This window comes from Francisella persica ATCC VR-331, assembly GCF_001653955.1.
In the GTDB taxonomy this organism is placed as follows: domain Bacteria; phylum Pseudomonadota; class Gammaproteobacteria; order Francisellales; family Francisellaceae; genus Francisella; species Francisella persica.
In genome coordinates, this window is record NZ_CP013022.1 from 1,434,462 (window position 1) to 1,452,243 (window position 17,782).

Below are 17,782 nucleotides of genomic sequence, written 5' to 3' on the forward strand. Positions count from 1 at the left end.
AAAGAGTATCCTATCTGATGAGTTGCCCAATCTTGTATAACTCCTGAGCCAATTAAGACATTTAATGCCATAGCTACTGAAAACATTATTATCGCGCACATTATAATTTTATGGATTCTCAAATACTTATGTCTATTATTTATTAAATTATTTTTTAAAAATTGTCTCAGCAAAGCCACAACAAGTCACACTTCTTAAAGTAACAATTTCATCAGACAAAATGCATGAGCTATTGCTAGCATATATTGCTAATTTCTAGCTTTTTATGTACTACATTTGATGTACAGTTAATTTAGCAATTTTACTTATCTAAACAATATTTAGCAATAAACTCAATGTAATCATAAATTTTTGTCTCAGTCATCTTCTCATTTATTCTTAGAGAGCATGGGCTAGCATCTGGAACTATTGACAATCTAAAATTATTTTTACATCACCTTTTACTTTATCAGCTATTGCTGGCAAAGCATAGTTAGCAAAACACCATCAAGTTGTCTGCCATCATATTAGATATAACAATACCATCAGCATCAACCTTTACTGCACTTTCAGAACTTCGTGTATTTTAAACCAAGTTACCATTCCAATACTTCTTAACCACTCTATATCTTTCCAAGTAAAACTTTTATCAAATTGTGAATCCATAAAATCTATAACACTTTTCATTCCTTTAGCGCCAATTAGAATATGATCACTTAATATTACCAAACTGTTTGTATTTACTTAGTAAATATCTCCATGTTTCGTAACAATATTAATTAGATCTATAATGCCAAATTTAGGAGGAATTGATAAACCATTACTCATATCACTATATCCAATACCACTTACTGGTAAATCTCATCAACAAAAATTGTCTTACAGCTACAAGCCTTTGTTCTTTAAACTAGTGACTTAGTGAATCCTCTATATTTCATAAGATAGAGTTGAAACCAAAAATAATTAATTAACTTCTTTTTGTTACAGTTTATAAAGAACAAATAGCTATAGTGCGCATAGTATATGCAATATAAAGCTTTTCAGTAGCTTGAGCTATTGCTATATTTCACCTTTAGGCCAAAACATCCCAGCCATACCTGTTGGATCCATTGCAAATGGCACACTAGATTTAAACCAAATATCTCTATAGATTGATTTCTGTGACTACAATATTTATAACTTTCCTAAATACTTGCCCATTCTCATATACTTTTTGTTGCTAATATGAGCCACTATCAATATAAATCTAAAAAAACTATTGGCAATCTCTTTTTAGATGCTTTGTGAATATCTATTAATATCATAAATATTCTTTATATTCATATTTATTTTTCCTATATTTGCAAACTATATAAAAATAGCAATTTACACCAGAATACAAAAAAACAGATCACTAAGTGAAATATTTTAACCTTATGTTTATCATAAAATTCTCTTATGATAATTAAATTTAGTTTAAACAAAAGACTATACGAAAAATCTATTTTCCTAAATTAGTCGTTTCTGTTACTGCTTTGACTATAGTTGAATATTCTTTTTTTAACACACTACTTTTTTTTCTGACTAAACAAATATTTCTATAAAAAATCTATATCCTTTATAGAAATATATGCAAACCCTTGAATATTTATACATGTAAGCTATGTATCGTTACATCTTTATTCATTCTAACCATCTCTTCTTATTGTGAGTAAACTAGATCACTTGATGAAATTAAAATCAATATTATTTGACTTACAAATTTCTAAGATCCATCACTTCAGACCTTCTTCACTGTACAGTAATATTAGTTTCTGTTGTGAGAGCTCTTTAAATGTTACTGATTTTTTTGTGATATTGAATTATCAATACTTGCTGATAAATAAAATCTTTATTAAAAAACTCTTTCAATATTAAGATTACTATCTTCTATAGACTCAGCTAAAAAGGCAAAACCTAGCTGATCCTTATAAAGCATATAGATTAACTTATCAGTGTCATTTTCTACTGCAGAAATTTCAAAATTATGATAATCTTTCTTAAATTTAGGAACAATTTTAGGCATAAGATAGGGATATAAAGTTGAAAAAGCTCCTATAGCTCTGTTTATTTGGATAATTTGTTATAAGCCTATTTAACCTTTTATGTGTATCTAAAATATTATAGATTTGTTTAACAATTTTCTCCACGATTTCTGTTTTATAGACTTTTTTCTTTATCCTTTCAAAAATCTTACACCACATTGATCTTCTAAGTTTTTTATTTGCATACTCAAGGCTAGTTTATGATAAAAATTCAGAAGCCTCTTTTAAACTAACTATTTCATGCAGCGTAGTCACGTATTCTAAAGTTCTTATTTTCATATCATATTTTAAATATTTATTTTTAAAAACTTTATAGGAGATATAAAGATTTAGATTCTCTACTTTTTGAACGACAAAAAATCGCCCTACTTAAAGATATACTTAAAATACTTATTATTTTATTATTAAATTTAAACAATCTAATTACTAAACTTCTCAATCATTTTAAGTACAACATAAATTATTGTACTAATAATCAATGAGATAACACATACTTTTATAGCTATTGGAAAAAGGTGAATAAATATAGTTACAATAGTTACTATAATTAATACACCAACAAATATTGATAAAAACTTATCCATTTTACACAACCCCTTATTTTATAATAATTTTTACAAATTTACGCTTTCCTACTTGAAAAACATTATTTGTTCCTTTAACAAAAATAATCTTATTATCACTAACCTTTTCACCATCTATTTTGACTGCACCCTGCTGAATCATACGATTAGCTTCAGAAGTACTTGCAACTAAGCCTGCTTCTTTTAGTAAATTCGCTATCGGCAACTCTTGGTTTAATTCTAAAATATTTATATCATCAGGTATCTGATTTTTGTGGAATCTTTGAATAAAATCATGATGAGCGTTCTCAGCATCAGCTTTAGAATGGAATCTTTCAATCAGTTCTTTAGCGAGCTCTATCTTAATATCACGCGGATTAGTACCAGCTGCGACATCTTGTTTTAATTTAGCGATAGTTTCTATAGATTTAAAACTTAGTAATTCATAATAGCGCCACATAAGTTCATCTGAAATTGACATTATCTTACCAAAGATTTCATTTGCTGGTTCTTCTATACCGATATAGTTTTGGCTTGATTTAGACATTTTTTTGACACCATCTAAACCTTCTAGAAGTGGCATTGTAATTATAACTTGAGGTTCTTGACCATGTTGTTTTTGTAGTTCTCTACCCATTAGCATGTTAAATTTTTGATCTGTACCGCCAAGCTCAAGATCAGCATTCATAGCTACAGAATCATAACCCTGTACTAGAGGATATAAGAATTCATGGATTGATATCGATTGGCCATTTTTATATCTTTTTGAGAAATCATCTCTCTCAAGTATTCTTGCTACTGTTGATTTAGAAGCAAGCTTAATCATGTCACTAGCAGACATTTGATTAAACCAATTACCATTGTAACGGATTACTGTTTTGTCTTTATCAAGGATCTTAAACACTTGCTTAGTATAAGTTTTAGCATTTACATCAACCTCTGCCGCTGTTAGCGGTGGTCTTGTCGCATTTTTTCCAGTAGGATCACCTATTTGAGCCGTAAAATCACCGATCAAAAAATGGATCTCATAACCTAAATCTTGTAATTGTTTTAGCTTATTAATAACTACAATATGCCCCAAGTGAATATCTGGAGCTGTTGGATCACAGCCAAACTTAATTACCAACGGTCTATTTTTTTTAAGTTTCTTGATTAATTCTTCTTCAATTAGGACTTCATTAGCACCTCTTTTGATAATTTCTAAGGTCTGCTGTATAGTCAACATATATATTTTTATTAAAAAATTTTATTCAATAAAGCAAAATTATAGCACAAAACTCTTTTATAAAACCAATAAAACCTTATACTTTATTACAAACTAACAATATTTAATAGCTGTATGAATATATATATCTCTCAAAGTAATGATATTTATTTTAATTTAGCGTTTGAAAACTGGCTTTTTTTAGAAAAACTAAATGATAAAAAAATCCTATTTTTATGGCAAAATGCACCTTGTGTTGTCATAGGTAGAGCTCAGAATCCTTGGCTTGAGTGCAATCTCACAACAATGCAGCAAGATAATATCCCTATGGTCAGACGCCAAAGTGGCGGTGGTACAGTTTATCATGATTTTGGTAATCTAAATTATACGATTATTTCCCCTAAAAAAGATCATGATATCCAAGCTAATCTAGAATTAGTTTGTAAAACTATTAAAAAGTTAGGTATAGAAGTCTATACTAACCAAAGAAATGATATCGTCGTTGATCATCATAACTATACTTATAAAGTATCAGGTAGTGCTTTTAGAGAGAAGAAAGATCGAGCTTTTCATCATGGCACATTACTGATAAATGCTAATACAAAAAAACTCTATGATTACCTTCACCAGCCAATGGATAAGTCACTTGATACCAAAGGAGTTAAATCTTATCGTTCCAAAGTTATAAATCTTTGCCAACTAAAACCAGATATACAAACTCAAGATATCACTAGAGCTTTTATCAAAGGTTTCAGAAGTATTGAGTTAAGCTTGATTAATGAAGAAACCCCCTTAGAAAATAAAGAACTAATAACCAAAGAAATTGACAACTTAAAAGACTGGAGATGGAAGTTTGGTAAAACTTTACCTTTTACAAAAACTTATACAAAAGCTAGTGAAGAAATCAAAATCAAAATTGAATCTGGAATTGTCACAGAAGTCAAAAATGTATATAAAAATACAAATCTTACTAATAAGAATATTTACTATGAAAATAGTTATGATTTTAATTTCTTTAAAAAAATCTTAGAACAACAAACTATCAACAAATTATAGATGTTACGATTTCAAACATTCAGCTAAATTAGATTTATATATAGTTTTTATGCAAGTTTTATTTTGAATTTGTCGCAAAAAATGCTGCAACACTGATAGCAAAAACAAAAGGTAAAATAAAAGCATCAACTACTGTTACAACAATATTCTGAATAGACATTTCTAATGAATTGATCTCGGTATTTAAACTTCTTAGCACATATATCAGACCAAATGTTAATAATGGCTTAATAATTATAAATGCTAATATTGTTATTGAAATTCTAAACATATAGAAAAAATTATTTTTTACTGCATAGAAATTATCAGAAAAAGATTCAAAAATACCTTTCTGCGCTAACAGTACTGAAGGCATTACCGTTAAAAACAACAATATTGCTAAAAAGATACCTATATATTGTAAAAACATCATGAATATAGTCATTACAATCATTGAAAGTAAAAATGCGCCAATAAATACAAAAACTCTTTTAGAAAATATTTGTAAGGCAATTTTTAACGCATCTGATACTTTTATCTCATGCTTGATCATAATTCCTTGTAAAGTAATTATCATTGCATAAACAAATACTGTCGCAATTATAATTATCAAAAACATAGCTACTAAAATATTACTGGATGGTAACTCATAAATATCAGCCTCACCATTACTTTGGATAAACTTATCTATACCATGGTTCATCAAATAGACAAAACAAAACTCAGAGATAAATGAAAGCATAAAGGCTAATGCAAAAGTTACCTTAAAAGCTCTCTTGTATATAGATGCTGCTAGCGAAATAGTTTCTTTAAAATTTAAATTACTCATACTTAAAACACTCAGTTAAATAAATAAAACAAGTTAAAATATAACATAAAAGTTGTTATTTTTGTGTTATAAAATCTAATCTAATAATTTAAAGATATAAAAAAATTCATAATAAAAACTTGTAAAATTTGATATCAATACCATTTAATGGTATTACATAGATTATTTTAACAATGCCTAATAAAGGAATAATTATGAAAGTAATCAAAGGAACTACTATTCTATGTGTTAGAAAAGGTGACAAAGTAGTAATTGGTGGTGATGGTCAGGCTACTCTTGGACATACAGTTGCAAAAGATAATATAGTAAAAGTTAGAAAATTAAATAATGGTAAAGTACTTACAGGGTTTGCTGGTTCAACAGCCGATGCCTTTACATTATTTGAAAAATTTGAACAAAAATTAGAATTCTATCAAGGCAATCTTGAAAGAGCAGCTGTTGAAATGGTGCGTAAATGGCGTCTAGATAGAATGCTAAGTAAACTTGAAGCTATGATTATTGTCGCTGACGAGAAGCTTTCACTATTAATATCAGGTGCTGGTGATGTAATGGCTGCTGATAAAAATGAGATTATCTCAATTGGTTCAGGCTCAACTTATGCTCGTTCTGCAGCAACTGCACTTGTTGAAAACACTGATTTATCAGCTGAAGAAATTGTCAGAAAAAGTCTTACAATAGCTGCAGATACTTGTATTTATACGAATCATAACTTCACGATAGAAAGTTTAGCAAATAAAAAAGGATAGTTATATAATGACGCAAATAATGACTCCAAAAACAATTGTACATGAACTAGAAAGACACATAATTGGTCAAAATGATGCTAAAAAAGCAGTTGCTATTGCTTTGCGTAACAGATGGCGCAGAATGCAACTTGATAATGAAATGCGTCAAGAAGTAACTCCTAAGAATATTCTTATGATTGGTCCAACTGGTGTAGGTAAGACTGAAATTGCACGTAGACTAGCAAAATTAGCAGATGCTCCGTTCATCAAAGTTGAAGCAACTAAATTTACAGAAGTCGGTTATGTTGGTAAGGATGTCGAATCTATTATTCGTGATTTAGTTGAAACTGCTGTTAAAATGAAGCGTGAGGAAGCTAAAGACAAAGTCACAGAAAAAGCTACTAGACTAGCCGAAGATAGAATTCTAGATGTGCTAATCCCGCCTGTAAGAGCTTCAGAATCAAAGGTTGGTTTTGCAAATGAACCTGCAGAAGATACTGTAAGCAAAAAAGAAAAAGAAAATAAAACTCGCGAAATCTTTAGAAAGAAAATCCAAAATGGTGAACTTGATGATAAAGAAATCGAGATTGAAGTAGCTGTTGCTCCAAAAACTATCGGCGTAATGGGACCTCCAGGTATGGAAGACATGACGAGTCAACTACAAGAGCTTTTCTCTAGCTTAAGCAGTGATAAGAAAAAAAATAAGAAAATGCGTATCAAAGATGCGATTAAATTAGTTCAGGATGAAGAAGCAGCAAAACTAGTTAATGAAGAAGACATAAAAGCTCGTGCTTTAGAAGCAGTTGAACAAAATGGTATTGTATTCTTAGATGAAATTGATAAGGTATGTAGAAAATCAAGTAACTCAGGGGCTGATGTGTCACGAGAAGGTGTACAGCGTGATTTATTACCATTAGTTGAAGGTTCTACAGTATCAACAAAATATGGCATGATCAAAACAGACCATATACTATTTATTGCATCTGGTGCATTTCATGTTGCTAAGCCTTCTGATCTTATACCAGAGCTTCAAGGTAGATTACCGATTAGGGTTGAGCTAAAGTCTCTAGAAATAGAAGATTTTGTAAGGATTTTAAGAGAGCCTGACTGTTCTATTATCAAGCAATATATTGCTTTGATGAAAACTGAAAGTGTTGATTTAAGCTTTGAAGAGGATGCCATTAGAAAAATTGCTGAAATTGCTTACAGAGTTAATGAAGAGGTTGAGAATATTGGTGCTAGGAGACTTCACACAGTTATGGAAAGGCTTCTTGAGGAAATTTCTTTTGATGCCCCAGAACTAGAAGAAAAAAATATCAATATAACTACAGACTACGTCAATGAAAAACTAGGAAACCTAGTTAAAAACAAAGATTTAAGACAATATATCCTATAAAAACTCCTGTAATATGTATTTTCCTAATTTGTGATGATAAAATCTTTTTACTATTTAATCAAATTAAAATTTCTACGAGTATTACTTTTGTTTTTAAAGCCAAACTAAACAAAATTATAATACACTAATACACTATTTCTTATGACAACAATTACCAACATCATTGCTTTTGTACTCTTAGAAACAAGCTGGAAGACAGTCGCTGATAGAACTACCACTTTAGTTAAGAGAATTCAACAAAAATGCAATAGAATATATTCTAATTTCTTCGCATTTTCAATAATTTTTATCATAGTGTTATTGTTATTTGTTATACTACGATATCCAATTAACATAAAATATATTGCCATTGTAATAGTAATATTACACTGTTAATGTTTATCCAAATTGCTAAAGCTCAAAATATCAAAGAGCAAAAGTATAAAGTTTATGCTTATGTATATTAGCAACTTTTGGCTTAGTCTTTTGGTCAGTATATCAATTTGCGACAATAGCTCTAACTGTGTTTGCTAAAGCAAATATAGATAAACACTTACTAGATTTTAGGTCTAATTAAAGACTATCTAAATTCTCATACTGAATAATATTATTTGTTATCGAAAAAATTACCAGCAAAAATTTATAAATATTGACGAAGAACAAAAAAACATTTCATTGACTCAAAATCACATGACTATGATGCACTTATCAAAGCGAATATCATTAAAGCAAAAAGTATTTTTATACTTAATGATAAAAGATTATGACAATATTCTAACACTTCTAACAATTTAAGAAGTACTTAAATAAGATTACCAAAATAGTAATCAACCAAAAAATTCTATCAAGCTTGATAAAGATGAAGATGAAGATGAAAATATAAACATTGCTAATATATTAGTGTTGATCAAATCATCTCACTTACTAAGAAAATTTCTGAAATGCTACTTATACTATGTTATCATTTCGACAATGTGTTTGCCGATTTTTTAAAGAACAATATAATGTGGAGTAAAACCATGGAATATAATTACGATATTATTATTATAGGCAGTGGTCCTGGCGGTGAAGGAGCTGCGATGAAAGCAACTAGGAACGGGCAAAAAGTAGCTATCATCGAGGATGATGCTATTGGTGGTGGTTGTAATAACTGGGGAACAATTCCAAGTAAAGCTCTAAGGCAGCTATCACGCGAAGTTTGGTATAATAAAAAAAGCTTCGATTTCCCAGAAATGCTTGATACTGCTTATGAAATAGTTATTAAACAAAGAGAGATTAAGAGAAACCGTTACACTAATAATGAAATTGATGTTTTCTATGGTTTTGCTAGTTTTATCGACAAACATAAAATAAAAATCTCACGTAAAAATGGCTCAACTGAAATCATTACTGCGAAAAAGTTCATTCTCTCTACAGGATCTCGTCCATATCAACCTAATGATATTGACTTTACTCATCCAAGAATTCTAGATAGTGATAAGCTTCTAGAATTAAAAGACAAAAATATCAAATCGATTACCATTTATGGTGCAGGTGTAATTGGTTGTGAATATGCCTCTATACTTGGAACACTTGATATTCAAGTAAATCTTATCAATACTAGAAATAAATTAATGTCATTTCTTGATGATGAAATTATTGAAACATTGACAAATCACTTCACTGTTAATCAGAGAATTAACCTAATGCACAATGAAACCTATAAAAGTATCAAAGCAAAAGGCGATAAAGTAGTTACAACACTTAACTCAGGTAGAATTATCGCATCTGATTATGTCTTATTCGCTCTTGGACGAGCTGGTAATACAAATGGTCTTAATTTAGACAAAATCGGTGTTGAGTATGACCCTCAAAGAGGTCTTGTCAAAGTTAATGATAATTATCAAACTACTCAAGCGAATATCTATGCTGTTGGTGATGTTATAGGCTTTCCTTCACTTGCATCATCAGCTTTTAACCAAGGTAGATTTGCAGCTACACATATTATAGACGGCTCTTGTAATGACAAGTTAGTTGAGGATATCCCAACAGGTATCTATACCCGCCCAGAGATTAGCTGTATTGGAAAAACTGAAGAGCAATTAACTACTGAGAATATTCCTTATGAAGTTGGTAGAGCCTATTTTAAAGATCTAGCTCGTGCACAAATTTCAGGAAGTGAAACAGGGATGCTAAAGATACTTTTCCATAAAGAGACTCTAGAGATACTCGGCATTCACTGCTTTGGTCATAGAGTATCTGAGATTATCCATATTGGTCAAGCTATCAAGTCAATGCCTGGTAAACATAATACTATCAGATACTTTTTGAACACCACATTTAATTACCCTACTATGGCTGAAGCTTATCGTATTGCTGCTATTGATGGTGTTAATAAACTTAAACCTAAAAATAAGCAATGTGTACCAGAACATAAATAATATGCACTACGATATATACATAATTTTCTTGTTTATATTTCTATTTGGCGCGACTATTGGTAGCTTTTTGAATGTTTTGATATATCGGATACCAAATAAACTATTTACTGATGAGCAAGATATTGCCAGAGAAATACTTGGGCTTGATAAGCAAAAACATTTACAGAATTTTAGTTTATTAACACCATCTAAATGCCCAAAATGCCATAATAAACTAAAATATCGTCATAATATTCCTATAATTGGTTGGTTTTTACTCAGAGGTAAATGCTTCTTCTGTAAAGAAAAAATATCTTTTGAATACCCGCTAGTAGAATTTATCGCTGCTAGCTTATTTGTAGATATTTTCTATTATTTTGGTTTTACACTTCAGAGCTTAGCTCTAGTAACTTTAAGTAGCTTTTTTATATCACTATTCTTTATCGATACTAAACACCAAATCCTTCCTGACTCGTTGACACTACCATTGCTATGGCTTGGCATAATACTTAATTACTATAATATTTTTACTACTCTAGAGCAGTCTGTGTGGGGAGCTATAATTGGCTATCTTTCACTATGGTTGGTTTTTTGGGTATATAAAATTTTCACAGGCAAAGAAGGCTTTGGCCATGGTGATTTTAAACTTTTGGCAGCAGTAGGTGCTTGGTTTGGCTACCCTGTGCTATTATATACAATTTTTGCAAGTTGTATATTTGGGATTATGATCGCTATTATTATAAATTTTGTTGCCAAATACACTAATGTCATACCTTTTGGACCTGCAATAATTTTGGCGACATTTTTTTATCTACTAACTAAAGATAATATCTATATATGGTATAATCACATTATGCTAATTTAATTTTAGTCATAACTAATGCAGAAAAAAAGTTTCTCTATTCTAATTTTATTTGTGGTTATATTATTAGTTGTGCTGTATATTTTTAGCACTACTAACCTTAACAAAATCTCACCAGATAACAAACAAGGCTTATATCTTATTGAGCATGCCTTTCCACAATATAAAGTTATAAAGACTTTTGATACGGGTATTCATCTGCAAGCATATATTCTACAAAATAAAAATGACTCTGCCAAACATAGTGTAATTTTTACTAGTGAAGATGGGAATGTAATTGTTACTGGTGAACTTTTAGCTTGGAATAGAAATCAAAACAAGCTAACTAGTTTAAATAATATTTATGCAAACTATTTCACATCTTCACCTCAAGCAAATAATCTTTATCTAAACATCAAAAAATATGCTACATACATTCAGCAAGGTAGTAATGATGCTCCACATAAATTATATGCTATTATAGACCCTAGTTATAGTTATTGTAATCGTCTATTTGATGCAACTCAAACAGCTATTAACTCAGGAAAACTTGCAGTACGCTGGATTCCTTTAGGTGCATTTCTTAATAGTCCAGAGATTGTTAGAAGTATTTTTAATTCAAAAGACCCTCTTGAAGTATTGATTAAGTATCATAAGACAAAAAAATATGACCAAAACTTAACGCATGACCAAAACTTAACGCAGCAAAATGAAAAAGCTAAAAATAACTTAAGATTATTAAGTGATATTGAAGATTTCCCTACGATTGTTTATAAAACGCCTCAAGGAGCTTTAAAGATCTCAGGTGGTAATAAGCTTCCACTTACAGATGCTACTATAGCAGCAAAAAATAATATCAACAAAATTAATGAATTTTTACTTTTAACCTCAACTAACTTCTAAATTTAAGTTATGAAAAAAATAATTATGCTAATAATTGGTATATTAGTTGTAGCTTTAAGCTTTGCTACTACCAAAATAGATACCCAAGTTACCAATGATATTCAAAATATAGAAAAAAAATATGGTGGTAAAATTGGTGTCTACACCATAAATAGAAATGACTGGAGTAACTTTACAGTTAACGCTAGTTTCTATTTTCCAATATGTAGTACCTATAAATTTCTTGTAGTTGGTGCAATACTTAAACAAAGTATGGATGATAATAAACTACTAAATCAAAATTTAAAAATTTCTAAAAATAAAATTGTTGGCTACTCACCTATTACAAGAAAGTACATCAACCAAACAATGACTATCAAACAACTTTGCAAAGCATCTATGCAAGGTGATAGTGCTGCAACAAATATTCTAATTGAAAAACTAGGTGGTTTGAAAAATCTTAATAAATTTATCTTATCCCTTGCTGATCATGCTACAAAAATTACTAATTTAGAACCTAAAGTCAATTCTGTTAGTCTAATAACAAACAAAAATAAAACCACACCAAAAATTATAGCTAGAGATATTAATAAACTTGCTTTTAGCGATGCTATACTTGATAAAAAACATCGCTTAATGTTTAAAAAATGGCTTATAGCTAGTAGTACTGGCAACAATCTTATCACTGCTGAAGTACCTGATGAATGGGAAGTTGGTGATAAAACTGGCACTTGTCAATATGGTACAACAAATGATGTTGCTATTATTTGGCCTAATGATAATAGAGCTATCATAATGGCAATTTTTTATACCCAATCACAGAAAAATGCTAAGCCAAATAGTAAAATTATTAGAGAAGTAACTAAAATACTTCTAGACAGACTACAACTAAATAATACTACGAAAAAATGCCTAAAATAAAAATGATTGTTGGCCTAGGTAATATAGGCAAAGAATATCAATATACACGCCATAATGTTGGTGAATGGTTTATTGCTAAAACAGCTCAAGATAAAAAACAAAGTTTTAGCTCAAATCCTAAGCTTAATTGTAACATAGCTAAAGTTAGTATTGATTACAATAATGTGCTACTAGTATTTCCTACGACATATATGAATAATAGTGGTTTAGCTGTAACAAAAGTCGCTAATTTTTATAAAATAGAACCAGAAGAAATACTTGTGGTACATGATGATCTAGATATAGACTCTGGAGAAATTCGTCTAAAAAAAGGCGGAGGTCATGGTGGTCATAATGGTCTAAGAAATATTAACCAACACTTAGGTACTAATGACTATCTACGCCTTAGAATTGGCATTGGTCATCCAGGAAATAAATCAAAAATAGCTAACTATGTATTATCAAAACCATCTATAGCTCAGAAAAAAGATATAGATGATGCTATTGATAATGGTATCTGTTTTTTAGATTATATAATAAACTACAAATTAGAGCCTGTAATGCAGAAGCTACATACAAAATTAATATATAAGGAATAGAATAATGGGATTTAAATGTGGTATTGTAGGTTTGCCAAATGTCGGTAAATCAACTCTTTTTAATGCGCTTACAAAAGCAGGAATTGATGCAGAAAACTACCCTTTTTGTACAATTGATCCAAATGTTGGGGTCGTTTCTGTACCTGACCAAAGACTTAACGAATTAGCAAAAATTGTTAATCCAGAAAGAATAATACCGACAACAATGGAGTTTGTAGATATTGCTGGACTTGTAGCTGGAGCTAGTAAAGGCGAAGGCTTAGGTAACAAGTTCCTTGCAAATATTCGTGAAACAGATGCTATAGCTCATGTTGTAAGATGTTTTGAAGATGACAATATAGTTCATGTCAGCGGTAGAGTTGACCCAATAGATGATATTAATACTATAAATATGGAGCTAATTATAGCTGACATAGAATCATGTGATAAAGCTGTACAAAGATTCTCAAAAATGAAAAAATCAGGTAATAAAGAAGCCTTATCTAAAGTAGATTTTTATACTAAATTAAAAGATCATTTAGAATCAGAAAAGCCAGCAAGAACTTTTGAGTTAACTAATGATGAAGTTAAATGGCTCAAACAAACTCCCCTACTAACCAGTAAACCAATATTATATATTGCCAATGTTAATGATGATGGTTTTGAAAACAATCCTCTTCTTGATAAAGTTATAGAGTATGCCAAAGCAGAGAACTCAAATGTTGTGCCTGTTTGTGCTGCTATGGAGCAAGAAATATCCCAGCTAGATCATGATGAAAAACTAGAATTTTTGGCTGATATAGGTATATCTGAGACTGGATTAGATAGAGTTATTAAAGCTGGTTATGCCTTACTAAACTTACACACCTATCTAACAGTAGGTGTTAAAGAAGTCAGAGCATGGACAATTCCGGTAGGGGCAACTGCACTACAAGCAGCTGGGGTAATTCATACTGACTTTGAATATGGTTTTATCAGAGCTGAAGTTATCGCATACGATGACTATATTAAATATAATGGCGACAAAGGTGCCAAAGAAGCTGGTAAAGCTCGCCTTGAAGGTAAAGAATATATCATGAAAGATGGTGATGTAGTTAACTTTAGATTTAATATCTAGTTCACTTTCATATGGATAATAAAACAACTCATAGTAGTCTTATTTGGTTAGTGCTTAGTTGTATTATATTTGTAGTAATAGTTTTACACTACATAACTATCAGCTAAATGGTACATACTATAATCCAGACTATAATAAGAATAACTTAATCCATGGCTACTTCCAACAGAGCATTAAACAAATGGAAACTAGTCCATACACTATCAAGGTCAATATTATGAAGAAACTGGATTTACTCAACTAAAAGTCCATTTATGCAAAATATTAATTTGAATAGAATGGATATATAGATTATAGATGATGATTCTACTCAATAGTTATACTTCTATAAAAATAACAAATCACAAAAATCTAAAAGTAGACAATTCAATATAACAGCAGCTAAACTTGCCATAAATTTTAAAAATCTACGCCATAAGGAATAATCTAAATAATAGTTAACTTTATTGAGACTATTTTATTATCTCTAATATTCATGATTTCTAATAGAGTATTGTTATATTTTATGCAACAAGGTCCAGATGGTAAATTCTCTATCTCTTCAATTATAAGACCAGACAATGTCTTAGCATCTTCACTTTCAAATTCTATACCTATATGACGATTAATCTCTCTTAAAGTAGCACTACCACCTATCAGATAACTATTATCTGCAAGTTTACGGATATTATTATTGACATCAAACCTATCAGAAAATTCACCAACTATCTCTTCCATAATATCTTCGATTGTAACTGTGCCACATACATCGCCATACTCATCAACAACAATTGCAAAGCTCTTACTTTTTTGCTGAAAGTTTATAAGTTGTGTTTGTAATGAGACAGTTTCAGGAATAAAATATGCTTCTTGGGAGATTTTACGTAATACTGCTTTGGATATCTGATCTTTTTTTGATAAGATTAATAAGTTAATTATCTCTTTTAATCTAATAACTCCAATAACATTATTTACGCCATTCTCACACAAAATAATATTTAATGATCTCATCTTTGTAATTCTGGCTAAAATTTTATCAATTGAATTACTTAGATCAATATATTCAATCTTATTAAAATGGGTCATTACCTCTTGGACTAAAACTTTATCTAACTCCAAAACTCCCAAGAGCATATTTTTATTTTTAGCTCCAAGTTTTGCATTTGATTCATTGACAACAGTCTGAATCTCTTCTTTATCCAAAGACTCATTATTGACCGCCTCTATTTTGACACCAAAGAGTTTTAATGTTACTTTTGAAACCATACTTAAAAATATTACTGCTGGATATAAAATTAGTATGATTATTTTTAACGGTAAAGAAAAAGGAAAAGCCAGCCTTTGTGGATAAATAGCTGCAAAAGATTTAGGGATTATCTCACCAAAAACCAAAACTAAAATAGTCACGACAATAGTTGAAATAAGCAGTCCAATATCACCAAAATGATCTTCAGAATATGCTGAAATAACTGTTCCAGCAAAGATATTTGCAAAAGTATTACCAATAAGAATAGCAACCAATAACCTCTCAGGATTGCACACTAAAGATAAACTTCTCTTTGCAGCACGATGATTTTTTTTAGCTAAATGTTTAATTTTATATTTATTTAATGCCATCATTGCCGTCTCAGAGCTTGAGAAAAAAGCAGATGTACAAATAAGTATAAATATAATAATAACTACAGTATAAGTACTCATTTAATAAATGTATGGTTACAAATAATTTACTAGTTTAACACAAGGATTTTTTTAATAGAAAAATATATAGGGAAATAAATAATAAGTATAAAATATACTATACTCTCATAAAGTCAACATGGATAAGCTTAACTTTATATGGGTGTCTTTGTAATGCTTTGATGATTACTTTCTCTTGTTTACAATTGATATCTAAAGTTATTTCACTTGAGAAAAACGCTTTGTCTTCTGTTGAGTGTAGAACTTTATCATGATCAAGTACTATAGATACCGCTTCTTTGTCACCACCATATATAACAGCTGGGATTTTACCAGCCCTTCTTAGACGGCGGCTCGCACCAGTACCTAAGTCTTCTCTTTTTTCAGCTTTAAGAACAAAATTTGCCATTGTTAGATTCCTTATTAATTTTAAACAAATAAACTCAATCTATGCGACCCTAGATTAACTGTTGTATTGTAGTAAATTATATTTATTAATGCAAGTAATTAATCGACTAAACCATCAGTACGAAAAATATCACTAACTGATTCCTCACCATTAGTTTTCTCAACAATTTGAGCAAGTAATGGCGCTAATGTTATAACTTTAATTTTGCTACAAGCCTCAGCATGAGGCTTAAGAGGTATGGAATCAGTAACAATAAGCTCATCAATTGAGGAATTTTCGATATTTTTAATTGCATCGCCAGAGAGTAATGGATGCACGCAAAATGCCGTTATTTTAGCAGCTCCACTCTTCTCTATCAATGCTTTTGCCGCCTGACACATTGTGCCGCCAGTATCCATAATATCATCAACTAGTATACAATGTTTGCCATCAACCTCACCAATTATGTTCATAATTTCGGCAACATTTGGTTTAGGTCTTCTTTTATCAACTACAGCAATCTCAACACCTAAGTTTTTTGCTACAGATCTAGCTCTTACCACGCCACCCATATCAGGTGATACTATTTTAATATTTTGATATTTTCCTTGATTTTTACGCACATATTCTAGAAATATTTTAGTTGCAAAAGCATTATCAAATGGTATATCAAAGAATCCTTGAATTTGCTCAGCATGGATATCTACCGATAGTATTCTATCTAAGCCAACTGCTTGAAGAAGATTTGCTACAACTTTAGCAGATATTGGTACTCTTGCTGATTTTGATCTTCTATCTTGTCTAGCATAACCAAAATATGGTAAAACCGCTGTTACTCTCTCAGCAGATGATCTTTTAAGCGCATCTATCAATAGAATAAGCTCCATCAGATTATCAGCTGGTGGGCAAGTTGATTGAATTACAAAAACATCCTTACCACGTACATTCTCGTTTAGTACAACATGTATTTCACCATCTTTGAACCTACCAACTGTTGCATTACCAAGAGTTGCACCTAGCTCTTTAGCTACTTCACTAGCAAGCTTTTTAGAGGCATTACCACTAAAAATCATCAAATCTTCTGACATTTCATAAACCTTTAAAATTCACACACCCTACAAAATACTAATTCTAATGTTTTTTTCAATTTTTAAAAAGCTTAAATAGAATATTTTGACAATTATTTTAGAGGGTTTATGTAGACAATACTCAGGCTGTAGCGCTTTTTGAATTAATATTTTGCATTGT

16 protein-coding genes and 3 pseudogenes are annotated in these 17,782 nt (G+C 30.3%); 11 read left to right on the plus strand and 8 right to left on the minus strand.

Annotated elements, in window-relative coordinates; all coding sequences use genetic code 11:
* Nucleotides 1–414: 414 nt before the first annotated feature.
* The 4 genes and pseudogenes from FSC845_RS09790 to tyrS form a co-directional block, all read right to left on the minus strand.
* Nucleotides 415–1,302, minus strand: a pseudogene (locus FSC845_RS09790) (alpha-hydroxy-acid oxidizing protein); the annotation flags it as partial.
* Nucleotides 1,303–1,852: 550 nt separating this feature from the next.
* A complete protein-coding gene (locus tag FSC845_RS07595; protein ID WP_409360054.1) occupies nucleotides 1,853–2,077 on the minus strand; it encodes a LysR substrate-binding domain-containing protein in 225 nt (74 codons plus the stop codon).
* A gap of 384 nt (nucleotides 2,078–2,461) precedes the next feature.
* A complete protein-coding gene (locus FSC845_RS08270; protein WP_169748262.1) occupies nucleotides 2,462–2,626 on the minus strand; it encodes a hypothetical protein in 165 nt (54 codons plus the stop codon).
* A gap of 13 nt (nucleotides 2,627–2,639) precedes the next feature.
* Nucleotides 2,640–3,830, minus strand: a complete 1,191-nt coding sequence (gene tyrS, locus FSC845_RS06305) for a tyrosine--tRNA ligase (protein WP_064461171.1) — start codon at nucleotides 3,828–3,830, stop codon at nucleotides 2,640–2,642.
* Nucleotides 3,831–3,944: 114 nt separating this feature from the next.
* On the opposite strand from tyrS, the gene FSC845_RS06310 reads away from it, so the two are divergent.
* A complete protein-coding gene (locus FSC845_RS06310) occupies nucleotides 3,945–4,865 on the plus strand; it encodes a lipoate--protein ligase (RefSeq protein ID WP_064461172.1) in 921 nt (306 codons plus the stop codon).
* Between the two features lie 58 nt (nucleotides 4,866–4,923).
* Here the strand turns inward: FSC845_RS06310 and FSC845_RS06315 are convergent, their stop codons facing one another.
* Complete coding sequence (locus FSC845_RS06315) at nucleotides 4,924–5,673, minus strand: hypothetical protein (protein ID WP_064461173.1); 750 nt, start codon at nucleotides 5,671–5,673, stop codon at nucleotides 4,924–4,926.
* A 194-nt stretch (nucleotides 5,674–5,867) separates the two neighbouring features.
* On the opposite strand from FSC845_RS06315, the gene hslV reads away from it, so the two are divergent.
* The 10 genes and pseudogenes from hslV to FSC845_RS09795 all read left to right on the plus strand — a co-directional run bounded on the left by hslV (nucleotide 5,868) and on the right by FSC845_RS09795 (nucleotide 14,780).
* The gene (hslV, locus tag FSC845_RS06320; protein ID WP_064461174.1) at nucleotides 5,868–6,419 is read left to right on the plus strand and encodes an ATP-dependent protease subunit HslV; all 552 of its coding nucleotides are present in this window, start codon (nucleotides 5,868–5,870) and stop codon (nucleotides 6,417–6,419) included.
* A gap of 7 nt (nucleotides 6,420–6,426) precedes the next feature.
* Nucleotides 6,427–7,794: an ATP-dependent protease ATPase subunit HslU gene (gene hslU / locus FSC845_RS06325; RefSeq protein ID WP_064461175.1), complete on the plus strand. Its 1,368-nt coding sequence runs from the start codon at nucleotides 6,427–6,429 to the stop codon at nucleotides 7,792–7,794.
* A gap of 126 nt (nucleotides 7,795–7,920) precedes the next feature.
* Nucleotides 7,921–8,338: pseudogene (locus tag FSC845_RS10195) on the plus strand (peptide MFS transporter); the annotation flags it as partial.
* Nucleotides 8,339–8,792: 454 nt separating this feature from the next.
* On the plus strand, nucleotides 8,793–10,193 hold the full coding sequence (gene sthA, locus FSC845_RS06330) for a Si-specific NAD(P)(+) transhydrogenase (protein WP_064461176.1): 1,401 nt from the start codon (nucleotides 8,793–8,795) through the stop codon (nucleotides 10,191–10,193).
* A gap of 1 nt (nucleotide 10,194) precedes the next feature.
* On the plus strand, nucleotides 10,195–11,037 hold the full coding sequence (locus FSC845_RS06335; RefSeq protein ID WP_064461177.1) for a prepilin peptidase: 843 nt from the start codon (nucleotides 10,195–10,197) through the stop codon (nucleotides 11,035–11,037).
* Between the two features lie 15 nt (nucleotides 11,038–11,052).
* Nucleotides 11,053–11,916, plus strand: coding sequence for a thioredoxin domain-containing protein (locus FSC845_RS06340; protein ID WP_064461178.1), 864 nt, complete (start codon nucleotides 11,053–11,055; stop codon nucleotides 11,914–11,916).
* Nucleotides 11,917–11,925: 9 nt separating this feature from the next.
* On the plus strand, nucleotides 11,926–12,816 hold the full coding sequence (bla, locus tag FSC845_RS06345; RefSeq protein ID WP_082343464.1) for a class A beta-lactamase: 891 nt from the start codon (nucleotides 11,926–11,928) through the stop codon (nucleotides 12,814–12,816).
* A complete protein-coding gene (pth, locus tag FSC845_RS06350; protein ID WP_064461179.1) occupies nucleotides 12,804–13,394 on the plus strand; it encodes an aminoacyl-tRNA hydrolase in 591 nt (196 codons plus the stop codon). Before bla ends, pth begins: the two co-directional genes overlap by 13 nt.
* Before the next feature lie 4 nt (nucleotides 13,395–13,398).
* Nucleotides 13,399–14,490, plus strand: coding sequence for a redox-regulated ATPase YchF (gene ychF / locus FSC845_RS06355; RefSeq protein ID WP_064461180.1), 1,092 nt, complete (start codon nucleotides 13,399–13,401; stop codon nucleotides 14,488–14,490).
* A gap of 11 nt (nucleotides 14,491–14,501) precedes the next feature.
* A pseudogene (locus tag FSC845_RS09795) lies at nucleotides 14,502–14,780 on the plus strand (hypothetical protein).
* A gap of 136 nt (nucleotides 14,781–14,916) precedes the next feature.
* Here the strand turns inward: FSC845_RS09795 and FSC845_RS06360 are convergent.
* From FSC845_RS06360 to FSC845_RS06370, 3 genes are all read right to left on the minus strand, one after another.
* Nucleotides 14,917–16,167: an HlyC/CorC family transporter gene (locus tag FSC845_RS06360; RefSeq protein WP_064461181.1), complete on the minus strand. Its 1,251-nt coding sequence runs from the start codon at nucleotides 16,165–16,167 to the stop codon at nucleotides 14,917–14,919.
* 97 nt (nucleotides 16,168–16,264) lie between these two features.
* Nucleotides 16,265–16,555, minus strand: a complete 291-nt coding sequence (rplY, locus tag FSC845_RS06365; protein WP_064461182.1) for a 50S ribosomal protein L25 — start codon at nucleotides 16,553–16,555, stop codon at nucleotides 16,265–16,267.
* Nucleotides 16,556–16,653: 98 nt separating this feature from the next.
* Nucleotides 16,654–17,622 (minus strand): ribose-phosphate pyrophosphokinase, encoded by a 969-nt coding sequence (locus tag FSC845_RS06370; RefSeq protein WP_064461183.1) that lies wholly within the window; start codon nucleotides 17,620–17,622, stop codon nucleotides 16,654–16,656.
* Between the last annotated feature and the right edge of the window lie 160 nt (nucleotides 17,623–17,782).